Consider the following 22231-nt stretch of genomic DNA (forward strand, 5'->3'; position numbering starts at 1 on the left):
AAGCCCCGACTCGAAAACCGAACGATGGAACTCGACGATCATGCCGAGGCTCTCGCCTCCGACCTCGGTGTCGACAAAGAGGAGGTCAAATCCGACTTGCGGAATCTGGTCGAGTACAGCGTCCCGATCGACGAGGCCAAACAGAGCCTCCGCCGGAAGTACGGCGACGGAAGCGGCGGTGGCGGCGGTGGACCGTCGGCCAAGGACATCGCCGACATCACGCCCGAGGACGGCAACGTCACCGTCACCGGCGTCGTCCTGACGGCCGGCAAGCGGTCGATCCGCTATCAGGGTGACGATCACGTCATCGTCGAAGGCCGACTGGCCGACGAGACCGGCGTCATCGATTACACCGCCTGGGAGGACTTCGGTCTCGAGCCGGGGGACGCGGTCACGGCGGGCAACGCCGGGGTCCGCGAGTGGGACGGCGAACCCGAACTCAACCTCGGCGAGAGCACCTCGCTCTCGTTCGAGGAGGAGTCGCCCGAACTCCCCGCGGAGTTCGCCGACGAGATCGGCGGCGACGCCGATCTCGCGGCGTTGCAAACCGGCGACCGAGCGGTGAACGTCGAGGTGGCCGTCCTCGAGTGCGAACGCCGGACGATCGACGGCCGCGACGGCGAAACCGAGATCCTGAGCGGCGTCTTCGGCGACGAGAGCGGGCGGCTCCCGTTCACGAACTGGGATCCGGCCCCGGAGATCGAGGACGGCGGCCCGGTCCGCATCGAAAACGCCTACGTTCAGGAGTTCCGCGGCGTCCCCGAAGTCAACGTCTCGGCGTTTTCGACCGTCACCGAACTCGACCGCGAGATCGACGTCGGGGCCGATACGACGACGATGGCGGTCGGGGAGGCCGTTCGAACCGGCGGCATCTACGACGTCGAACTGGTCGGCAACGTGATCGCCGTCCGTGACGGCTCGGGGCTCATCCAGCGGTGTCCGGAGTGTTATCGGGTCATCCAGAAGGGACAGTGCCGAACGCACGGTGACGTCAACGGTATCGACGACCTCCGTGTGAAGGCGATCCTCGACGACGGGACCGGCACCGTCACCGTCGTCCTCGACGACGAACTCACCGCGGATGTCTACGGCGGCACGCTCGAGGACGCCCTCGAGCAGGCCCGCGAAGCGATGGATCAGGAGGTCGTCGCCGAGACGATCCGCGACCGAATCGTCGGTCGCGAGTACCGCGTGCGCGGCCACCTCTCCGTCGACGAGTACGGCGCGAACGTCGATGCCGAGACGTTCGCGGAGAGCGACGACGATCCGGAAACGCGTGCCCGTGCCTTCCTCGAGGGGGTGACCGCATGAGCGCAAACGGTGCCGACGACGGCGACGAGGTGCCGGGCCGGGAGATCGCCTACCGGCTCTTCGCGGCCGAGTACGACGACGCCTCGCTTTCCTACGCCGAAAGCGACGAGGAGCGCGCGCCCAACTACGTGGTCTCGCCGACGGGCGCTCGCGTCAACCGGCTGTTCGCCGTCGGGACGCTGACCGAGGTCTCGCCGGTCAACGACGAGATGGTCCGTGCGCGGGTCGTCGATCCGACCGGCGCGTTCGTCGTCTACGCCGGCCAGTACCAGCCGGACGAACTGGCCTTCCTCGAGGGGATCGAGCCGCCGGCGTTCGTCGCGGTGACCGGCAAGGCACGGACGTTCCAGCCCGACGACGGCGACCGGGTCTACACTTCGATCCGGCCCGAGAGCATCGCGACCGTCGACGCCGACACCCGCGACCGCTGGGTCGTCAGCGCGGCCGAACGGACCCTCGAGCGGATCGGCACGTACGCCGCGGCCGCCGGGGACGGCGCATCGACCGACGCGCTGTCCGAAGCCGGCGTCGATCCGGCCCTCGCAGCGGGGATTCCGCTGGCTCGAGAGCACTACGGAACGACGCCGTCGTACCTCGCGGCTCTGCGTGACTGTGCGGTCGAGGCCGTCGAAGTCGTCGCCGGCGACCGCGATCAGGTGAGCGGCCTCGAGATCGGTCCGGACGGGTCCAGTTCCGAGTACGGGACCGCGACGTTCGATTCGCTGGCCGACCTCGGCGGGCCGGATCTCGGCGGCATGAACGCCGACTCCGGGACCGAGCCGGCGGAGACGGAGCCGGTCGCGGCGACCGCCGCCGACGAACCGGACGGCGAAGCCGAGACGGTCGCCACATCGTCGGCCGCCGGAACGGCCACGACCACGGAGCACGAGTCCGATACCGCCGTCGATATCGATTCCGCCACGGCGGCCGATTCGACGCTCGAGGACGAGTCAGGCGAACCGACACGGGGGGGCGACGGCGACGAGGCCGCCGCCGAATACGACGAGTCGAACGTCGACGACACGACGAGCGGCATCGAGGGCGACGGGGATCCGGGAGCGTTCGACGCCGGCGACGGGGATGGTGACCTCGGCGATTTCGACGCCGGCAACCAGATGTACGAGATGGACGACGAGGAGCGCCAACAGCTCGAGGAGGAGTTCGGTGCCGAGTTCACGACCGGAACCGAAGTCGACAGCCCCGGCGAGTCCGACCTCGACGTTCCCGACCCGGCCGATGCCGACGATCCCGGGACCCCGCCGGAGCCCGGACTCGAGAGCGACTCGGCTCCAGCGGACGCGGGCGAGGCGACCGATCTCGAGGAGGAGCCGACCGACGACACGGCCGACGAGACGGACAGCGCGGACGAGGCGGCGGCCGACGCCGAGGGCAGCGATGACGAGACCGACGAAGACGGAGGGGACGGGACCGACGCCGACGACGTCGACCTCCAGACGTACGTCGTCGAAACCATGGACGACCTCGACGCCGGTGACGGTGCCGACCGGGCCGAACTGATCGACGCCGTCATCGACGAGACCGGTGCGGCCGAGGACGACGTCGAGGACGCGATTCAGGACGCATTGATGGGCGGACAGTGTTACGAGCCGGACGACGAGACGCTCAAGCCCATCTGATCGAGGACGCGATGCGAGACGCTCCCCGCCGATCCGGCGGCGTGTCCGTCGAACCGATCCCCGACGAACCCGCCGCGATCGCCACCACCGGTTCCGAACGCGCGTTGCTCGTCGCCGACTACCACGCCGGCTACGAGGCCGGATTGCGGAACGAACGCGGCGTCGAGGTCCCCAGCCGCGCCCCGGACCGCCGCGAGCGACTGTCCGCCCTGCTCGAACGGACCGGGCCGGACCGGCTCGCCGTGCTCGGGGACCTGATGCACTCGATCGGCGATCCCGGCGGCCCGGAACGCGGCGAACTCGAGGTCCTCTTCGAGTCCATGCCGCCGGGGATCGACGTTACGGTCGTAAAGGGGAACCACGACGGGTTGATCGAAACCTGGCTCGCGGACGACGCTCCCGGGTTCGACTCGGCAGAGACACCCGCGGTTTCCGTCGTCTCCGGCGACGGCATCGCACTCGACGGGGTCGGGGTCTGTCACGGCCACACGTGGCCGTCGCCGGCCGTCCTCGAGTGCGACGTCGTCTGTTTCGGCCACGAACACCCCTGCGTCCGTCTCGAGGACGAGGTCGGGGGCAGTCGCGTCGAGCCGGCGTGGCTCCGCGGGCGCATCGATCCGGCACCGTTCCGCGAGCGGCCGGCGTACGCCGATCTCTCGTGGCTCGACGATGGAACCCCGCCGCGGCTGATCGTACTGCCGGCGTTCAACGACCTCGTCGGCGGTACGTGGGTCAACGTCTCGAACCAGTCGTTTCTCTCGCCGTTTCTGCCCGCCGGGCTGGTCGACGGAGAGGCGTACCTGCTCGATGGGACCCGGCTCGGACCCTACGAGTCGGTGTGACCCAGCGTCGGGTTGCCGGAATCGGCTATCGCGCCGCCGACCAGCGCATGTAAGCCGAATCACCATCCTCGAGCCCGGCGAACCCGGTGGTATGTCACTGGAAACCTACCGCCTCGAAGTGCGGGAAACCGAGACGTCCGGCATCGACGCGGACGTGTACGGGTCGGACGATCTGATCGAAGAGTCGGCACACGTCGCCTACGATGACTACGATCTCGAGCCGCCGGAGACCCGGGAAACGCCGCCGGCCGACGCCGAAGAGATCACCGCCGACGTACTGACGATCGACCTCCAGTTCGAGCGGGACGACGCCGGCTTTACGTTCCGGTTGCTCGGCGACCGCGACGAACTGACGACCGTCCGCGTCGAGGACGACGACTGGGGGCTCGAGTGATCCGACCGCGCTCGCACGTCGCTACCGGCCGGGTCGCGTCGTCTCGCTCGGGAGAGCGCGTCCGGTCTCGAGACCGTCAGCCTCCGCTGACGGATAATCGATCGTGCCAGTGGTGTCGGATTTCAATCCCGTCTCCGGGCGGGGAAAACGGCTCAGCTAGATAATGTTCCACGATAACGCATAGCATGTGCTATTCCGACAGACTGGCAACACAAGGGGGTCGAAATGTCGACGGTAGACGACGTCGTGACGCGGGGACGGGACATGACGGGGGAACAGATACTGTTGCTCGTCGTCACGATCGGAGCCGTGGTTCTGCTGGGGGATCTCCTCGTCGGGATTCTCGACGGAACGTATAGCGTCTCGCGTCTCGGACGGTACGTGACGGAGGGGATCCTGTACGGACTGATCATCGGACTCGCCGGAATCGGGCTCTCGATGACCTACAGCATCCTCAACTTCGCGAACTTCGCTCACGGCGATTACGTGACGACGGGCGCGTTCATCGGCTGGGGCGGGACCTATCTCGTCGCGGGCTGGGGCAGCGCAACCGTCGGCCACCTCGCGCTCGTGGGACCACAGCGGGGCGTCGGCGGTGCCCAGATCGGGATCGCCATCACGTCGACGCCGCTTGCGATCCTCGCGGGGCTGGCCCTCGCGGGCGTCGGCTCGGCCCTGCTGGTTCTCCTGATCGATCGGATCGCCTACAAACCGATGCGTGGCTCCGGCGGCATTCCGCTGTTGATCACGAGCATCGGCGTCGCGTTCGCGCTGCGGTATCTCCTCGTGTTCGTCTACTCGAGTCGAACGCGCGGGACGACCGCGAGCGTGCCGTCGGCGGAGTTGTTGCTCGTCGACGGCTACGTCTCGGTCGATGCCCACGACGCGACGCTGATCGTCGCTGCGGTCGTCCTGATGATCGGGGTCCACCTGCTGCTCCAGCGGACGAAACTCGGGACGGCGATGCGGGCGATGTCGGACAACAAGGATCTGGCGCTCGTGACGGGGATCCCGACCGAACGCGTGATCCGCTGGACTTGGCTGATCGGCGGCGGCCTCGCCGGGAGCGCGGGCTATCTCATGGTCCTGTGGACCGGTACCATCAACTGGCAGTTCGGCTGGTTGCTCCTGCTTTTGATCTTCGCCGCGGTGATCCTCGGCGGGATCGGGTCGATCTACGGCGCGATATTCGGCGGATTAGTCATCGGCATCAGCATGCACATGTCGATGATCTGGCTACCGGGCGGTGACTTCACCACGATCACCGCGTTCGCGATGATGATCCTCGTGTTGCTGCTCAAGCCATCCGGTCTCTTCGGGGGGAAGACGACGGCATGAGCACCACGAACACGCGACGGTCGACGATCGAATCGCTGTGGGAACACGACGCGGTGAAAATACTCGCCGTCTTCGGGGCGATCTACGTCACCTACGCGGCGATCGGGCTCGCACTCGGGTACTCGCTGGACGGCATCGTCAACACGCTCCGGCGGATGACGTACCTGATCGCCGTCTACGGCATGGTCACGCTTGCGTTGAACCTCCACTGGGGGTACACCGGACTGTTCAATATCGGCATCGCCGGATTCATGGCGATCGGATTGTACGTGACGATGATGCTCGCAAAGCCCGCCGATCCGGCGGGTGCCGCGCAGTATCCGGGACTGGGGCTCCCGATGATCGTCGCCGTCCTCGGCGGGGTCGTCGCAGCGGGGATCGCCGGGCTGATCGTTGCGATCCCCGCCCTCCGGCTTCGCGCCGACTACTTCGCGATCACGACGATCGCGTTCGCCGAAATCGTCCGACTCGGCGTCACTTCCGGCGCACTGCAGGAGTTCAGCGTTCTCGGAATCGAACTCGGAACCGGCGGCGGCCGCGGACTTACCCGCAATTACGCCGATCCGATGAACGTCATCTTCGAACTCGAGGCGTTCAGCTCGTTCGTCGACCTGACAAACAGCCTGTTCGGGTTCGGCCCGACACAGGCGCGGGCGCTGGCGTATTCGATCGTGCTCGTGCTCGTCCTCGTCGGCTTCTACTGGCTCATCCAGCGCACGAGCCGGTCGCCGTTCGGTCGGGTCCTGAAGGCGATCCGCGAAGACGAGGAGGCGGCCCGCTCCCTCGGGAAGAACACCGACGCGTTCAAGATCAAGGTGTTCGTGCTCGGCTGTGCCCTGATGGGGCTTGCGGGCATCCTCTGGCGGTTCCGCCGCACCGGAGTCACGCCGGAGGCGTTCCGTCCGCACGTGACGTTCTACATCTGGATCGCCCTGATCATCGGCGGTGCGGGGTCGAACACGGGAAGCGTCCTCGGATCGGGGCTGTTCGTCGCCGTCCTGTTCGAGGGACCGCGATACGTCCGCCGACTCGTCGAACAGGTCGTCACCGTCGGCGATGCCCCGAACACGTTTGCCCAGGCAGTCGCACCCTTGCTCTCCGGGAACCCGGTACCGCTGTTCGAGTACACCTTCGACGAGTTCCTGACGCTGCAGTTCGTGCTCATGGGCGGTGCGTTGATCCTCCTCATGCATCGCCGGCCGGACGGCCTTCTCGGCCACCGCGAGGAGACGGCGGCGGCAATCTCGCTGACGAAGCCGCCGGATGCGGGCGGCGTCGATGCCGAGCATGGAGGTGAGTCGTCGTGAGCGACTCGAGCGCGGGGACACGGGCGACCGACGCCGTCGAGACACCCGCACGAAGTGCCGACGTCGAACTCGCCGTCGACGGGCTGGTCAAACGCTTCGGCGGAATCGTCGCCGTCGACGGCGCATCCTTCGAGGTCGAGTCGGGGTCGATGACCGGTCTGATCGGCCCGAACGGGGCCGGAAAATCGACCACGTTCAACTGCATCACCGGTATCCACGACCCCGACGCCGGGACGGTCCGATTCCAGGGCCGTGATATCACCGGCATCGATCCCCACGAGTGTGCCGACTACGGCCTCGTGCGGACGTTCCAGATCGCCCGCGAGATGGCGAACATGACCATCCTCGAGAACCTGATGCTTCCAGCAAAGGAGCAGGCGGGAGAAGCACTCTGGCGATCGGTCATGCCCGTCGCCAGACGCGGCGTCGAGCGACAGGAGCGGGAGTTGCTGGAACGGGTGTGGGAAACCCTCGAGTTCTTCGAGATCGAGCATATCGCCGATGCGAAGGCCGGGACGCTCTCGGGCGGACAGCGAAAACTGCTCGAGTTGGCCCGGGCGCTGATGACCGAGCCGGAGATGCTGTTGCTCGACGAACCGTTCGCGGGAGTGAATCCGACGCTCGAGCGGAAACTACTCGAGCACATTCACGACCTGCGAGCGGACGGCTACACGTTCCTGATCGTCGAACACGACATGGACCTCATCATGGAACACTGCGAACACGTTATCGTGATGCATCAGGGGTCGGTACTGGCCGAAGGCACGCCCGACGCGATCACGTCGAACGAACGGGTCATCGAAGCGTATCTCGGAGGTGAGGTCTGATGGCGATGCTCGAGGTAACCGACCTCGACGCCGGCTACGGCGACCTGCAGATCCTGCACGGCGTCGATCTCGGGGTCGCCGAGGGGGAATACGTCGTCATCGTCGGCCCCAACGGGGCGGGAAAGTCGACGGCGATGAAGTCAGTTTTCGGGCTCACGACGTATATGGGCGGCTCGGTCGAGTTCAACGGCAGGGACATCACCGATCGTTCGCCCGACGAAATCATCCACCTCGGGATCGGCTACGTTCCGCAGACGGACAACGTCTTCCCCTCCTTGACCGTCGAGGAGAACCTCGAGATGGGAGCGTACATTCTCGACGGGGTCCCCGAGGACGCCCTCGAAAGCGTCTTCGAACAGTTTCCGATACTGCGAGAGCGTCGGGACCAAAAGACCGGCGCGATGAGCGGCGGCCAGCAGCAGATGGTCGCGATGGGCCGGGCGCTGATGCTGGATCCGGATCTCCTGTTGCTCGACGAGCCGAGCGCCGGCCTCGCGCCGGATCTGGTCGACGAGATGTTCGACCACGTCGACGGGATCAACGACGACGGAACCGCCGTGCTCGTCGTCGAGCAGAACGCGAAGGAAGCGTTGCGCCGCTGTGATCGGGGCTACGTCCTCGTGCAGGGACAGAACCGCTACGAGGACGCCGGTGACGTGCTGTTGAACGACGAGGAGGTCCGCCAGCAGTTCCTCGGCGGCTAGCGTTCCTCCGCGAGCGCTGACTCGAGTTCGCCGGTGTACGACCCCTGTTCGGGTTCGAACGAGACCTGATTGAGCGCTTCCCCGCCCTGCTCGGATTCGAACGACTCGACGTACTGTTCCGACAGCTGCTGGCCGTAATCATTGTTGACGTACAGCGTCGCGACCCGTTCGGCCTCGAGTCGGGTGGCCGAAACTTCGGCCATGACCTGTCCCTGCAGGAGGTCGCTCGGGGCGGTCCGGAAGAAGAACCCGTTATCGTCGACGTTCGAGAGCGACAGGGCCGTGCTGGCGGGCGAACACTGGACGACGTTCGCACTGCTGGTTTCGCCGACCAGCGGAACGGAGTTGCCGGACGAGGCAGCACCCACGATCGCGGGGTATCCGGCGTCGATGAGCGCGCCGCCGTTACTGAGGGTGGTGTCCTCGTCGGTCTCGGTGTCCTCGATCTGGAGGTCGATCTCGAAACTCGTCCCCTCGAACTGGGCGGCCGCGAGCTCGCCGGCCTGAATCATCGGACTCCCGAGTTCGCCCAGATCGCCCGTTTCCGGGAGCAGCATCGCGATCATCACGGTCCGGTCGGTGCCGCCGGGCGACTCGTCGGCCATCTCGCCGCCGGGGTCCTCGCCCTCGAACGAGACCGTATCGACCGTTTCGGTCCCCTCGTCGCCGAACTCCCAGACGTCGTAGGCCGCCTCGGCGGGATCGCCGACGTCGTCGAAGTTGACGGTGCTCGAGGCCCCCTGATAGGAGAGCTCGTCCCCGTTCCCGGCGGCCTCGGCGGCCGCCTGGAGCTCGCCGGGGCCGTACTCGTCGCCGCCGGGGTTTGCGACCCGGCGCATCTGATCGCGGACCGCCTCGCCGTCGTTGTCGCCGGCCGCGATGTTCGCGAGGAGACAGACGGCGACGGCATCGAAGGTGTGCGAGTTGAACACCCCGGGTGACTGCCCGTACTCGTCCGTGTACAACTCCTCGAAGGCGGACTCGTGGGGACCTTCCGAAGCGGGTGCCGTTCCGGTAACGTTCGCCATGTCGGTACCGACTTCGGACGGAAGGTTGTCATCCTGTAGCCCGTCCGGAACGATGATCTCGGTTCCATCGTCGAAATCGGAGTAGTAATCCCGGAAGATCTGAATGCCGCTTTCCGGATAGCCGATGACGTTCAGTACGTCCGGACCGCCAGATTCGATATCCCCTTCCTGCCCGATACAGCCCGCGAGTCCGACCACACCTGCTGCACCGATCCCGCCGAGCACGTTGCGTCGGTTTGTCTCCCCCTCCATGTACTGTGGTGCCACATACCAACATAAAGAGTTTGTGCGACCAGCATCGTCCGCTTCCGTCGCTCGAGCGGCCAGTTCGGGAGGAGAAGCCAGCGTCTCCGCCGGGTTCCGACGCGGCGAGTCGACCGTCCAAAAGAAAACCGAACTGCGCGGTTACAGGTTCGCTTCGATCCAGGCCGTGAAGTCCCCCGTAAGGAACTCGACGTACTCGACGACCCCGAGGTACAGGGAGACGACCAGCACGATAATGATCGGCACGCGGATCGCCCAGATCCACGCCTGCCCGATCGAACCCAGATCGCCGATCCCTTTCGAAAGTTCCTCGACGGCGAACTTCGGGGTGATCCAGCCGACCAGCAACATCAACACGAGCGCACCGAACACCAGCAGAATGCCGTCGGCGAAGCCGTCGAGCAGACTGAGGAAGACCAGGTCGTACGTGACCGGCACGCCCAGCAGGTAGACGACACCGCCCATTCCGATGGCCGCTTTCCACCGCTCGACGCCCTTCTCGTCGATGACGTAGGCCGTCACGACCTCGAGCAGCGAGATGGCGCTCGAGAGCGCCGCGATGACGACGGTCCCGAAGAAGACGAGTCCGAGCAGGTGGCCGCCGGTGACGTTCGCGAACGCCTCCGTCATCGAGATGAAGATGACGTTCGGACCGGGGGCCGCCGGTTCGATGCCCGCGGACGTGATAACCGGGAAGACGACGAGACCGGTCAGGATGGCGATACCGGTATCGAAACCGATGATCGTCGCGGCGTCTCTGGTCAGGTTACGGTCTTCGCCGAGGTAGGACGCGTAGGTGATCATCACGCCCATCCCGAGCGAGAGGGTGAAAAACGCCTGTCCGGCCGCTGCCGGCAGCAGTTCCTGCCAGTTCTCGAGGATGACGCCGAAGTCCGGCGACAGGTAGTACTCGTAGCCGGCCCCCGCGTTGGGCAGGGTAGACGCCCAGACGGCGAGTCCGACCAGCAGGAGGACGATCGACGGCACCATCGCTTTCGTGGCGAATTCGATGCCCCGCCGGATGCCCAGCGCGACGACGCCGATCGTCACCGCCATAAAGAGCGTGTGCAAGACGAGCGCGTCGAGGCCGGTCGAAACTTCGCCGAACATCGCGCCCGCTTCGCCGTAGGCGGCGAGTCGGCCCACGTAACTCCCGCGAAGCCCTTCGAGGAAGTACCGGATGAACCAGCCCGCGATGACGCTGTAGTACGAGAGGATCACGAAGCCGGTGACGATGAACAGTCCACCGACGTACTTCCAGACGTCACCGCCCAGTTCTAGCAGTGCACCAACCGGATTGCGTTCGGTGCGGCGACCGACGACGAACTCGACCAGAATCGCCGGGAACCCGATAAACGCGACGAACAGCAGGTAGACGACGAGAAACGCCGCCCCGCCGCCATCCGCTGCGATAAACGGGAACCGCCAGATGTTTCCCAACCCGACTGCGCTACCGACGGCAGCGAGGATAAACCCTGTTCTCGTTGCCCATGTCTCTCGTTGTACCATGCCCTACGTGTTTCAACAGGCCTTATATATAACTTTCCGTGAGGTCCAATAACACGTGTAAAGATAATTAAAATTGAATGCGTCGGTGGTACGGTAATCCTTTTCCTGTTGGTCCTCGCACAACGCCGTATGAAACCGACAGGGGTGTTTCACGCATGACGATGGAGGATCGCATCGACGAACTCGAGGAGTTGCGCGAAGAGGCTCGCCTGGGCGGGGGCGAGGACCGGATCGAAAAGCAACACGACAAGGGCAAGATGACCGCCCGCGAGCGGATCGACTACTTCCTCGACGACGGAACCTTCACCGAGTTCGATCAGCTTCGAACCCACCAGACCAGCCAGTTCGGGATGGAGGAAAAGAAGATCCCCGGCGACGGCGTCGTCACCGGCTACGGCGAAGTCAACGGTCGGACGGTGTTCGTCTTCGCCCACGATTTCACCGTCTTCGGCGGATCGCTCGGCGAGGTTTTCGCCGAGAAGATCTGTAAGGTCATGGATATGGCCATGGAGGTCGGTGCACCGATCGTCGGCCTCAACGACTCCGCCGGGGCCCGCATTCAGGAAGGGGTCAAGAGCCTCGCCGGATTCACCGAGATCTTCCGGCGAAATCAGGAGGCAAGCGGCGTCGTACCCCAGATCTCGGCGATCATGGGGCCGTGTGCCGGCGGCGCGGTGTACTCGCCGTCGATCACCGACTTCATCTTCATGGTTCAGGAGACGAGCCACATGTACATCACCGGGCCGGGCGTCACCAAGACCGTCACCGGCGAGGAGGTCACCCACGAGGAACTCGGCGGCGCGATGACACACGCCAACAAGACCGGCGTCGCCCAGTTCGCCTGCAAGTCCGAAGAGCAGGCCCTAGACGACATCAAGCGGCTCCTGTCGTATCTGCCCCAGAACAACGTCGAGGACCCGCCCCGCGTCGAGCCGTGGGACGACCCCGATCGCCGCGACGAACGGCTCACGGACATCGTTCCGCCGAGCCCACAGAAGCCCTACGACATGATCGACGTTATCGACGCCGTCGTCGACGAGGGTTCGTTCTTCGAGGTCGCGGAGAACTTCGCCAAGGAGCTGGTCGTCGGCTTCGGCCGCCTCGATGGCCGGTCGGTCGGCATCGTCGCCAACCAGCCACGGGTCAACGCCGGCACCCTCACGGTCGACTCCTCGATGAAGGGATCGCGGTTCGTCCGATTCTGCGATTCCTTCAACATTCCCATCGTCACCTTCGTCGACGTCCCCGGCTACATGCCCGGCACCGATCAGGAACACCGCGGGATCATCCGCCACGGCGCGAAACTGCTGTACGCCTACGCCGAGGCGACCGTACCGCTGCTGACGGTCATCACCCGCAAGGCCTACGGCGGGGCCTACTGCGTGATGGCCTCGAAAAACCTCGGCGCGGACGTCAACTACGCCTGGCCGACGGCGGAGATCGCCGTCATGGGACCGCAGGGCGCGGTCAACATCCTCTACCGGGACGAACTCGAGCAAGCCGACAACCCCGACGAACTCCGGGACGAACTCATCGAGGAATATCGTGAGGAGTTCGCCAACCCGTACACCGCAACGGACAAAGGTTTCCTCGACGATGTGATCGTTCCGACCGAGACCCGGCCGCGGCTGATCGACGACCTCGAGATGCTCGAGACGAAACGCGAGTCGAACCCGGACAAGAAACACGGCAACATTCCGCTGTAATCTATGACCACACAGGAACGGACCCACGCCGGCGACGACGGCCGAACGAACCGATCCCGGAACCCCTCGAGCGGCCCGGATCCGGACGCGGGTTCCGGGGGTTCCCCCCTCGAGATCGGCCTGCCGTCGGGCGTCGATCTCGATCTTCCCGACGACGCGACCGACGAGGAGGCGGCGGCCATCGCCGTCGCGATCGGCGCACACCTCCACGATCACGCGCTGGCGGTAGCGGCCGCGGCGGGAAGCGAGGAACGCTGGGACGGCAAGCGCTGGGCGTTCAGCGGCCGCATGCGAACACAGCAGCACCGGTTCGCCCGCGTTCCGCGCGAGGCCCCGACGGACGCGTGGTCCGCCGCCGGACGAACGGACCGGTTCTGAGGACTCATTTTTCGGCGACGATCGCGATCGCGCGCAACCGATTCCCGTGCCGGTTGAAGACGCGTCGCATCGACCGGAGACGGCGACGTGCCTCTGGGTGTGTGAGCAGGTTGTACGCGATCGCAAGCGTCCGAACCACCCCTTCGTCGTCGAGTACCCGCGTCGGCTCGAGGAGCCGCATCGGGGAAGTCGAACGCCACGTAACGGAGAACCCCGCCTCTTCTAACAGCGACGCCCACTCCGTCCCGGTCCGCGGACGGGCGGGCACCTTCGTCGCCGCCGTGAGGTCCTCCCTGATCGTCGCTTTCACGTCCGCGTCGAGATCGTCGGGGACGAGTCCCAGTTCGTGAATCCCGTAGCGGCCACCCGGTCGCAGGAGCCGATTCGCTTCCGCCATGATTGCGGCGGTGCCGTCTTCGGGTTGCATCGTCAACATCGCCTCTCCCACCACCACGTCCGCGGATGCCGCCCGCCGATCCGTCCCGGCGGCGTCTCCCACGACGATCTCCCGATCGGGACCGGAAAACTCGTTTCGAAGCGTCGCAGCGGCCTCGCGGTCGCGTTCGATTCCGGTATACGAGTTCGGCCCCAACGCGGCGATCTCTCGTGCGGTCTCGCCCGTTCCCGGCGCGAATTCGACGACGTCGTCGGCCGACGTGATCCGTACCGCCTCGAGAAGGTCGTGGGTCAGCTCCGTCCCGCCGGGTCGAAGGACTCGCTTGCCGATCTCGGCGGGCACCGCGTATCCCGGCTGGTTCGCCATCGGTCGTCGTGTCATTTGTTTCCGAGGGACGGAATGCCCGTTGTGTCACCTGCGTTGCGGGATTGCCCTCAACGTTGCCCCGAAGATGATCGTTCGATCGGCCGCCGCGAGCCGGAACGATCGCCGGTCGCCCGGTTCGAGCGACGGTCTCGAGCGCGAGACCGTCTCGGAACACCGACTCGTTGCGAAAAAGTAAGGTAGTCGCCCCGCAATTGTTTCCACAGCAATGTTCAGGAAGGTCCTGGTGGCGAACCGTGGGGAAATCGCCGTGAGAGTGATGCGAGCGTGTGAAGAACTCAACGTCGGGACCGTCGCTATCTACTCCGAAGCCGACAGGGACTCGGGGCATGTCCGATACGCCGACGAGGCGTACAACGTCGGGCCGGCCCGCGCGGCCGACTCGTATCTCGATCACGAGGCCGTCATCGAGGCCGCGCGGAAGGCCGACGCCGACGCGATCCACCCCGGATACGGCTTCCTCGCGGAAAACGCCGAGTTCGCGAGCAAGGTCGAGGCCGCCGAGGGGATCACCTGGATCGGCCCCTCGAGCGACGCCATGGAGTCGCTGGGCGAGAAGACCAAAGCTCGCACGATCATGGCCGAGGCCGACGTACCGATCGTCCCCGGGACCACGGAACCGGTCACCGATCCCGAGGAGGTCAAGGCGTTCGGCGACGAACACGGCTACCCGATCGCCATCAAGGCCGAAGGCGGGGGCGGCGGCCGCGGCATGAAAGTCGTCTGGGACGAAAGCGAGGTCGAGGACCAACTCGAGAGCGCCAAACGCGAGGGCGAGGCCTACTTCGACAATCCGTCGGTCTACCTCGAACGCTACCTCGAACAGCCACGCCACATCGAGGTCCAGATTCTCGCGGACGAACACGGAAACGTCCGCCATCTGGGCGAGCGCGACTGTTCGCTCCAGCGTCGCCACCAGAAGGTCATCGAGGAGGGCCCCTCGGCGGCACTGACCGACGAACTCCGCGAGAAGATCGGCGAGGCCGCACGGCGCGGCGTCGCCGCCGCCGACTACACCAACGCCGGCACCGTCGAGTTCCTCGTCGAGGAGGAACCCGGTCGTGACGGCCCCCTCGGACCGGACGCGAACTTCTACTTCCTCGAAGTCAACACCCGCATCCAGGTCGAACACACCGTCACCGAAGAGATCACGGGTATCGACATCGTCAAACGCCAGATCGGGATCGCGGCCGGCGAGGAGATCGACTTCGATCAGGACGACGTCACCTTCGACGGCCACGCGATGGAGTTCCGGATCAACGCCGAAAACGCCGCCGAGGACTTCGCGCCGGCGACCGGCGGTACGCTCGAGACCTACGACCCGCCGGGCGGGATCGGGGTCCGTCTCGACGACGCCCTGAAACAGGGCGACGAACTCGTCACGGACTACGACTCGATGATCGCGAAACTGGTCGTCTGGGGCGAGGACCGCGACGAGTGCATCGAGCGGTCGCTGCGCGCGCTGCGTGAGTACGAGATCGAGGGCATCCCGACGATCATCCCGTTCCACCGGCTCATGCTCACCGACGAGGAGTTCGTCGCCAGCACCCACACGACGAAGTATCTGGACGAGGAGTTAGACCAAAGCCGGATCGAGGAAGCCCAACAGCAGTGGGGGAGCGACACCACCGGCGACGGCGAGGACGAAGAAACGGTCGAACGCGAGTTCACCGTCGAAGTCAACGGCAAGCGCTTCGAGGTCGAACTCGAGGAACACGGCGCGCCGGCGATCCCGACCGGCGACGGCGGGACCGGCGGCACAGCCGCCAGTCCGCCCCAGCCCGCGGGCGGCGACAGCGGCGGTCCCGATATCGCGGGCGACGGCGAAACCGTCGACGCCGAAATGCAGGGGACGATCCTCGACATCGAAGTCGAGGAGGGCGACGAGGTCGCCGCCGGCGACGTACTGGTCGTCCTCGAGGCGATGAAGATGGAAAACGATATCGTCGCCTCGCAGGGCGGGACGGTCACCGAGATCGCCGTCGAAGAGGACCAGAGCGTCGACATGGGCGATACGCTGGTCGTGCTCGAGTGACGCCGCCGGTCCGAAATACCCGTCCCGGCGCTCGAACGTGTTCGGACAAACGGTGACGGGGCTTCCCTCGCAACGGTCGAACGCACGCGGTACCGAAACGACGAGCGGTCGGTGGTGATCGGAATCGCCTGCACGTGGTGACCGGCGACCGACCCGACGGCGAACGCACTCCCCTCGGTTACCGCGTGCGCGTTCGGCCGTCCCGAGATCGGTGCGTCGATAGCCCGCTTCTCTCGGGTCATCGTCCGATGCTCGGGGTCGTGCCCGGATCCGACGGGCGTTCCCACGGGGTGGGTTGGTCAGTCGGCACGGCCCCGACCGTCGACTGTTTTTGCGGTCCCCGGTCGGTTACGCGTTCTCGAGATCCGCCTCGGCCTCGAAGGTCGATCCCGACGAGCCGTCCCACGGCAACGGTCCGTCGTACCCGTCGGGAACGTAGGGACAGAGGGGATCGCTGGCGAGGGGATCGCCGGTGTGGGCGAACGCGCGCGACCGGCTGCCGCCACAGACGTGGCGGTACGGGCAGGCACCGCACTTGCCCTCGAGTCGGTCCCGGTCGCGTAGCGCCCGGAACAGCGACGACTCGCGATAGAGTTCGTGGACCGGCGTCTCTCGGACGTTGCCGGCGGATTGCGGCAAGAATCCGGACGGATACACTTCACCCGTGTGACTGACGAACGCGAAGCCGTCGCCCGCGGTGATGCCCGTCCGGCGGCGGACGCCGTCGTTGTCGCCGCCGTCGTCGCCGTTCGTCCGGCGCTGCATCGAGACGCGTCGGTAGTGGGGTGCCTCGGTGGTCTTGACGCCGAACGGCTCGGCGTCGCTGACCTCGTCCAGCCAGGCCATCACCGCGTCGGCCTCGTCGGGATCGATCGGCTCGAGAACCCGACCGCGACCGACGGGGACGAGAAAGAAGACGCTCCACATCACGGCTCCGATCTCCCGGAGCAGTTCGCGGATCGCCGGGAGTTCGCCGACGGTCTCCCGGCAGACAGTGGTGTTGACCTGAACGGGAACGCCCGCGTTTCGCGCGTCCTCGACGGCTCGAATCGTCTCCTCGAAGCTGCCGTCTTCACCCCGGAACGCGTCGTGTGTTTCGGGTGACGCGCCGTCGAGGCTGACGGCCATCCGTTTGAGCCCGGCGTCGGCCAACGCCTGAACGCGCTCGGCGGTCAGCGAGGTGGTTCCGCTGGGGGTGATCGTCATCCGCAACCCCAGTTCGTCGCCGTACCCGATCAGTTCCTCGACGTCGTCGCGGACGAGCGGGTCGCCCCCCGAGAGGACGACGAGTTGCCCGTCCCCGAACTCGGCGGCGTCCTCGAGCAGTCGTTTCCCCTCGGCCGTCGACAGCTCGTCGGGATCGCGGTGCGGACGGGCGTCGGCTCGACAGTGGTCGCAGGCCAGCGCGCAGGCCTGCGTGAGTTCCCAGATCAACACGAGCGGTCGCTCGGCGGTATCGAGGTCGAAGTGGCCGGGGCGCATCGGCCGCAGCTAGGCATCGACCGAACGAAAACGCCCCTCTCGTTCCCGTCGGGCGGGAACTCACGAACATGTTCGTTCTCCGACACTGGTGTTCCCACCGACTGGGAGTTTGAGGAACGTCCTTCGGCCCGCGTTCGAACGGTCAGATATGGTCGAGAAGGCACGCCGCTCACGGATCGACAGCGCCGAACGCGGGAATCCGACCCGGCAGTGGGAGGTGTTCGTCCGCCACGAGGAGTCGGACCCGATGCGCCACGTCGGCAGCGTCGCGGCTGCGAGCGCGACGGAAGCCCACGAACACGCCTCGAGACTGTTCGGCTGGTACGCCGCCGACCTCTGGCTCTGTCCGGCCGACGAGGTCGAACGCTATTCGACTCGTGGGCTCGAATCGGCGGCCGAGGAACGCGCGGACGAACCCGATCGCGACGGCGACGAACCCCGCGTCTACGAGGAAACCGAGGGCACGCCGCGGGTGAGAGACGCGTGATCTCGATCAGCAAACTCCTCTGTGATCTCGACGCGGAGGGCGACGGCCTGCGGTACGACGCGGCCGACGGCTCCGAGAAGCCCCAGATCACCGAGGAAAAACAGCGGAACCCGGTCGTCGTCTGGAACGCGACCCGGCGGTGTAACCTGTACTGTTCGCACTGCTATGCCGGGGCCGAAACCGAACCCGCGCCCGGCGAGTTCTCGACCGCCGAGGCGAAGGCGTTTCTCGACCAGCTCGCCGACTACGGCGCGCCCGTGGTGCTGTTCTCCGGCGGCGAACCCCTCGTCCGCGACGATCTGGTCGACCTCGTCGGCTACGCCGCCGACCGGGGGCTCCGGCCGGTACTCTCCTCGAACGGCACCCTGCTGACCGGCGAGAAAGCGGCCGCGCTCCGGGACGCCGGCCTCCAGTACGCCGGCATCTCCGTCGACGGCCTGCCGGAGCGAAACGACCGGTTCCGGGGCGAAGACGGCGCGTTCGACGCCGCCGTCCGCGGCATCGAGAACTGTCTGGACGCCGGTCTCAAGACCGGCCTGCGGTACACCATCACCGAGGCCAACGCCGCCGATCTCGAGGGGGTCGTCGACCTGCTCGCCGACGTCGGCCTGGACCGGTTCTGTTTCTACCACCTCGATTACGGCGGCCGCGGTGCCGAGATCGTCGACGCCGACCTCACGCCGCGGGAGAAACGCGAGGCCGTCAGGAGCGTGGCGGACCTCACCCTCGAGTACCACGACCGCGGCGAGGAGATCGAGACGCTGCTGGTCGGCAACTACGCCGACGCCGCCTTCCTCGTCGAGTACGCCCGCGAGGAGTTCGGCGAGGCGAAAGCCCGGGCGGTCTACGAGTACCTCGAGCGAAACGGCGGGGACCCGACGGGCGAACGGATCGCCGACGTCGACTACGAGGGGAACGTCCACCTCACCCAGTTCTGGCAGGGCTACAGCCTCGGCAACGTCCGTGATCGGCCGTTCGGCGAGATCTGGGAGGACGAGTCGAATCCGCTTTTGAACGCGCTTCGCAACCGCGAGCAACACCTCACGGGCAAGTGTGCTGACTGTCAGTACCGGTCGATCTGTCGCGGCGCGTCCCGCCTGCGGGCGCTCGCGGAGACGGGGGACCTGTTCGCTCCCGACCCGCAGTGTTATCTCACCGACGACGAGGTACACGGCGAAACCCCGGCCGCCGGCGGCGCTGCGGATTGATAGATCTCGGGCGGCGATCCGAATTCTCGCGGTGGAGACGGTCACGACGACGAACAGGTCCCAACAATCAACCGGATACAACGCGGACCCCCGGTATGGTGTCCGACGGAATCGAGACCGTCACCGAGATTCCGGTCGACGGGGTGACGCTCGAGGGCGAACTCGCGGTGCCGCCGGCGTCGTCCGGACTCGTCGTCTTCGCCCACGGGAGCGGGAGCAGCCGGCACAGTCCGCGGAACAACTTCGTCGCCGAGCGCTTGCGCGAGCGCGGACTCGGCACGCTCCTGTTCGACCTGCTCACCGAGCGCGAGGATCGAGACCGGGAGAATCGGTTCGACATCCCGCTGTTGACCGACCGTCTCGTTTCGACGACCCGGTGGGTGCGCGATCGAACGGACGGCCGGTCGGTCGGCTACTTCGGAGCCAGCACCGGGGCCGCCGCGGCCCTTCGCGGCGCTGTCCGCCCGGAGACGGAGATCGACGCGGTCGTCTCGCGGGGCGGACGGGTCGACATGGCCGCGGACGTTCTCGAGGACGTGACCGCACCGACGTTGCTCGTCGTGGGCGGCGCGGACGAGTCGGTCCTCGAGCTGAACCGGGAGCGCTACGCGGCGCTCTCGTGCGAGTGCGATCTCCGGGTCGTCGAGGGGGCGGGCCACCTCTTCGAGGGGCCGGGGGAACTCGAGGCGGTCGCCGACCACGCCGCCGACTGGTTTACGACCCACCTCGAGTGACGCTCTCCCCGCCGACGAACACGCGGGTCACGTGGCCGCCACAGCCACACCGGTCGACGTACTCGAACTCGAGCGATCGGTCGTCGAACGCCGCCGCCAGCGGCTCCCAGAGGTACGTCTCCGGGTGGCCGTGGTCGCCGTGGGTGACGAGGTTGACGTGACAGCCGGTCGCGGTCGCCGCGACCGCGTCTTTGGCCTGTTCGACGACGAGATCGCGGTCGTCGGCGTGGCGGGGCTGCTCGAGGTTCGCGGACCACGAGACGTCGTGGTCGCGGCGGGTCACCGGTTCGACGTCCGCGGCGTCTTCGGTCATACGGATCGGTTGGACGCCGCCGGGAGTAAGCCCTGAGCCGAACCGGTTCGGGACGAACCGGGGTCGCAGCTAACAGCAAAAGAGGAACGGGTACAGAAGCGCCACGCGGTCGCCGTCCTCGAGTCGCGTCTCGAACCCGTCGTAGTGTTCGTTGAACCGGCCGTTGATGCAGACGCGAGCGTACGCCCGTGTCCGTTCGCCCGCGGGGTTCTTGCGCCAGACCCCCGGGAGATCGTCCGGTACCGGGACCCAGCCGCGGGCGGTCTCCTCGGCGGCCGTTTCGGCGATGAGCATCTCCTCGACGTCGTACTCGTCGAAGAACGCCTCGAGAAACGCCCGGAGCGTCGTCCCCTCGAAGGTGAACTCGAGTTCGTGGGTGCCGACGGCCTCGCGGACGTGGCCGGTACACCGGACCGTGACGGTCGTCCGCGCGTCGCGCTCGGAGCCGGATTCGGCCGTGGATTCCGTCGCCATGGCCGATGGGACGGCGCGAGCGGGCAAACAGTCCGTTCCGAACGTGTTCGGACACAACGGGACGGACGTGCGGACCGAACGATCGGCTATGAACCGGATACCGGGAGCGCTACGGACCGACCAGCAGCCCCCGATGGCGATTCCGCTCGGTCACTTCGTCCTCGCGCTCGGGTTTCTCGTCGCCGCCGTCGTCGGCGAGGCGGTGCTCGCCGTCACGACGCTGCCGGGGCTGGCCGGACTCGCTCGGCTCCACACGCTGTTGGTCGGCTGGATCGCGATCACGATCATGGGGGCGATGACGCAGTTCGTCCCGGTCTGGTCCGGCGTGACGCTGTACTCGCGGCGACTCGCCCGCCTCCAGCTGTGGCTCGTCGCCGCCGGGCTGGTCGGCTTCGCCGGGCTCTTGCTCGCCGGCGTGCTGGCGTGGCTCCCGCTTGCAGCAGCGCTGTTGCTCTGTGGGATCTGGGTGTTCGTCTACAACGTCGGCCGGACGCTGCTGCGGGCGCGACCGCTGGATTTCACCGAACGACACTTCGCGCTCGCGCTCGCCTGTTTCGCCGCCCTCGCGCCGCTCGGGTTCCTCCTTGCCGTCGATTTCACGCGGCCGGCGTTCGACGCCCTGCCGGTCGGCCGGGCTGACGTCGTGCTCGCCCACGCGACGCTTGCACTGTTCGGCGCATTGCTCGTGACGGTCGTCGGTGCGCTCCGTCAGCTCGCGACGATGTTCACGCAGGGCACCCTCGATTCGTTCGACCACCGCCTGCTGGGACTCGAGGAACTGCTGGTCCCGGCCGGGCTGATTGCCCTCGCGGCCGGACGCGGCGCGGGAAGCGTCCTGCTCGCCCGAATCGGCGGCATCGCGTTGCTCGCCGGCCTCGGCGCGTTTACCGCGGTCGTCGCCCGCCTCCTCGCGGGATCGACGGCCGATCGATCGCCGATGAGCGCGCGGTACTGGGTCGTCGTCGCGTCGCTTTACGCGTGGATCTTTCTCACCGTTCCGGCGTGGTGGCTCGAGCCGGTCAGCTACGGCACGCTGTTGGGCCATCCCGACGCGACGGAGGTGTTGCTGTTCGGCGTCTTCGGGTTCGTCGTCGTCGGCTCGCTGTATCACATCGTCCCCTTTATCATCTGGCTCGAGCGCTACAGCGACCGGCTCGGCTTCGAACGGGTGCCGATGATCGACGACCTCTATGACGACCGCCTCGAGCGGGCGGATTTCTGGCTCACCGTCGTCGGCGTCGCGGGCCGGAGTCTCGCGTCGCTGTTCGATCTCCCCGCGGCCGTCGAACTCGGTAGCCTCGTCGTCGCCGCGGTCGGGTTCTGTCTGTTCGTCCTGAACATGCTCCTGACGATTCACCGCCACGGGCCGGACGGCCTCGCGGGCGTGGTCGCCCTGACCGACGGCCCGGAGCAGGGCCACGTCAGCGACACGCTCGAGGACCGCGCCGACCCCGACGCCGACGGCCGGTAGC

At 66.7% G+C, this 22231-nt stretch carries 21 protein-coding genes; 15 read left to right on the top strand and 6 right to left on the bottom strand.

The window, feature by feature from the left end:
• Positions 1-24: 24 nt before the first annotated feature.
• The 8 genes from TX80_RS13735 (at position 25) to TX80_RS13770 (ending at position 8360) form a co-directional block, all read left to right on the top strand.
• Positions 25-1311 carry a Single-stranded DNA binding protein gene (locus tag TX80_RS13735; RefSeq protein ID WP_049923692.1) on the top strand — a complete coding sequence of 429 codons (1287 nt, stop codon included), beginning with the start codon at positions 25-27 and terminating at the stop codon, positions 1309-1311.
• Positions 1308-2948: a hypothetical protein gene (locus TX80_RS13740; protein WP_049923693.1), complete on the top strand. Its 1641-nt coding sequence runs from the start codon at positions 1308-1310 to the stop codon at positions 2946-2948. Before TX80_RS13735 ends, TX80_RS13740 begins: the two co-directional genes overlap by 4 nt.
• 11 nt (positions 2949-2959) lie before the next feature.
• Entirely contained in the window at positions 2960-3790 is an 831-nt protein-coding gene (locus tag TX80_RS13745; RefSeq protein WP_049923694.1) for a metallophosphoesterase, read from the top strand.
• A 91-nt stretch (positions 3791-3881) separates the two neighbouring features.
• On the top strand, positions 3882-4184 hold the full coding sequence (locus TX80_RS13750) for a hypothetical protein (protein WP_049923695.1): 303 nt from the start codon (positions 3882-3884) through the stop codon (positions 4182-4184).
• Between the two features lie 225 nt (positions 4185-4409).
• On the top strand, positions 4410-5522 hold the full coding sequence (locus TX80_RS13755) for a branched-chain amino acid ABC transporter permease (RefSeq protein ID WP_049923696.1): 1113 nt from the start codon (positions 4410-4412) through the stop codon (positions 5520-5522).
• Positions 5519-6829 (top strand): branched-chain amino acid ABC transporter permease, encoded by a 1311-nt coding sequence (locus tag TX80_RS13760; RefSeq protein WP_049923697.1) that lies wholly within the window; start codon positions 5519-5521, stop codon positions 6827-6829. Before TX80_RS13755 ends, TX80_RS13760 begins: the two co-directional genes overlap by 4 nt.
• Positions 6826-7656 carry an ABC transporter ATP-binding protein gene (locus TX80_RS13765; protein ID WP_049923698.1) on the top strand — a complete coding sequence of 277 codons (831 nt, stop codon included), beginning with the start codon at positions 6826-6828 and terminating at the stop codon, positions 7654-7656. Before TX80_RS13760 ends, TX80_RS13765 begins: the two co-directional genes overlap by 4 nt.
• A complete protein-coding gene (locus tag TX80_RS13770; protein ID WP_049923699.1) occupies positions 7656-8360 on the top strand; it encodes an ABC transporter ATP-binding protein in 705 nt (234 codons plus the stop codon). Before TX80_RS13765 ends, TX80_RS13770 begins: the two co-directional genes overlap by 1 nt.
• On the opposite strand, the gene TX80_RS13775 is transcribed toward TX80_RS13770, so the two are convergent.
• Both TX80_RS13775 and TX80_RS13780 read right to left on the bottom strand, forming a co-directional pair.
• Positions 8357-9640, bottom strand: a complete 1284-nt coding sequence (locus TX80_RS13775) for an ABC transporter substrate-binding protein (protein ID WP_049924088.1) — start codon at positions 9638-9640, stop codon at positions 8357-8359. The genes TX80_RS13770 and TX80_RS13775 overlap by 4 nt on opposite strands.
• A 153-nt stretch (positions 9641-9793) precedes the next feature.
• On the bottom strand, positions 9794-11161 hold the full coding sequence (locus TX80_RS13780; protein WP_049923700.1) for a sodium-dependent transporter: 1368 nt from the start codon (positions 11159-11161) through the stop codon (positions 9794-9796).
• A 161-nt stretch (positions 11162-11322) separates the two neighbouring features.
• Here TX80_RS13780 and TX80_RS13785 point away from each other — a divergent pair, with 161 nt between their 5' ends.
• Together TX80_RS13785 and TX80_RS13790 are read left to right on the top strand one after the other, a co-directional pair.
• The gene (locus tag TX80_RS13785) at positions 11323-12867 is read left to right on the top strand and encodes an acyl-CoA carboxylase subunit beta (RefSeq protein WP_049924089.1); all 1545 of its coding nucleotides are present in this window, start codon (positions 11323-11325) and stop codon (positions 12865-12867) included.
• 3 nt (positions 12868-12870) lie between these two features.
• On the top strand, positions 12871-13245 hold the full coding sequence (locus TX80_RS13790; protein ID WP_049923701.1) for a hypothetical protein: 375 nt from the start codon (positions 12871-12873) through the stop codon (positions 13243-13245).
• A gap of 4 nt (positions 13246-13249) precedes the next feature.
• Here TX80_RS13790 and TX80_RS13795 read toward each other — a convergent pair whose 3' ends face one another.
• Positions 13250-14023 carry a class I SAM-dependent methyltransferase gene (locus TX80_RS13795; RefSeq protein WP_049923702.1) on the bottom strand — a complete coding sequence of 258 codons (774 nt, stop codon included), beginning with the start codon at positions 14021-14023 and terminating at the stop codon, positions 13250-13252.
• 211 nt (positions 14024-14234) lie between these two features.
• On the opposite strand from TX80_RS13795, the gene TX80_RS13800 reads away from it, so the two are divergent.
• Positions 14235-16061, top strand: a complete 1827-nt coding sequence (locus TX80_RS13800; RefSeq protein WP_049923703.1) for an acetyl-CoA carboxylase biotin carboxylase subunit — start codon at positions 14235-14237, stop codon at positions 16059-16061.
• Between the two features lie 348 nt (positions 16062-16409).
• Here the strand turns inward: TX80_RS13800 and TX80_RS13805 are convergent, their stop codons facing one another.
• The gene (locus TX80_RS13805; protein WP_049923704.1) at positions 16410-17543 is read right to left on the bottom strand and encodes a TIGR04053 family radical SAM/SPASM domain-containing protein; all 1134 of its coding nucleotides are present in this window, start codon (positions 17541-17543) and stop codon (positions 16410-16412) included.
• 148 nt (positions 17544-17691) lie between these two features.
• On the opposite strand from TX80_RS13805, the gene TX80_RS13810 reads away from it, so the two are divergent.
• The 3 genes from TX80_RS13810 (at position 17692) to TX80_RS13820 (ending at position 19972) form a co-directional block, all read left to right on the top strand.
• Entirely contained in the window at positions 17692-18030 is a 339-nt protein-coding gene (locus TX80_RS13810) for an Htur_1727 family rSAM-partnered candidate RiPP (RefSeq protein ID WP_049923705.1), read from the top strand.
• Positions 18027-19238, top strand: a complete 1212-nt coding sequence (locus TX80_RS13815) for a TIGR04347 family pseudo-SAM/SPASM protein (protein WP_049923706.1) — start codon at positions 18027-18029, stop codon at positions 19236-19238. The genes TX80_RS13810 and TX80_RS13815 overlap by 4 nt, the downstream gene beginning before the upstream one ends.
• A 95-nt stretch (positions 19239-19333) precedes the next feature.
• A complete protein-coding gene (locus tag TX80_RS13820; protein ID WP_049923707.1) occupies positions 19334-19972 on the top strand; it encodes a dienelactone hydrolase family protein in 639 nt (212 codons plus the stop codon).
• Here TX80_RS13820 and TX80_RS13825 read toward each other — a convergent pair.
• Both TX80_RS13825 and TX80_RS13830 read right to left on the bottom strand, forming a co-directional pair.
• Positions 19953-20285 carry a CGCGG family putative rSAM-modified RiPP protein gene (locus TX80_RS13825; RefSeq protein ID WP_049923708.1) on the bottom strand — a complete coding sequence of 111 codons (333 nt, stop codon included), beginning with the start codon at positions 20283-20285 and terminating at the stop codon, positions 19953-19955. The two genes, TX80_RS13820 and TX80_RS13825, sit on opposite strands and share 20 nt — an antisense overlap.
• A 69-nt stretch (positions 20286-20354) precedes the next feature.
• Positions 20355-20759: a MoaD/ThiS family protein gene (locus TX80_RS13830; RefSeq protein ID WP_049923709.1), complete on the bottom strand. Its 405-nt coding sequence runs from the start codon at positions 20757-20759 to the stop codon at positions 20355-20357.
• A gap of 88 nt (positions 20760-20847) precedes the next feature.
• Here TX80_RS13830 and TX80_RS13835 point away from each other — a divergent pair, with 88 nt between their 5' ends.
• On the top strand, positions 20848-22230 hold the full coding sequence (locus TX80_RS13835) for a hypothetical protein (protein ID WP_049924090.1): 1383 nt from the start codon (positions 20848-20850) through the stop codon (positions 22228-22230).
• Position 22231 lies beyond the last annotated feature (1 nt).

The sequence above is a fragment of the Halopiger djelfimassiliensis genome (assembly GCF_000455365.1).
Classification (GTDB): domain Archaea; phylum Halobacteriota; class Halobacteria; order Halobacteriales; family Natrialbaceae; genus Halopiger_B; species Halopiger_B djelfimassiliensis.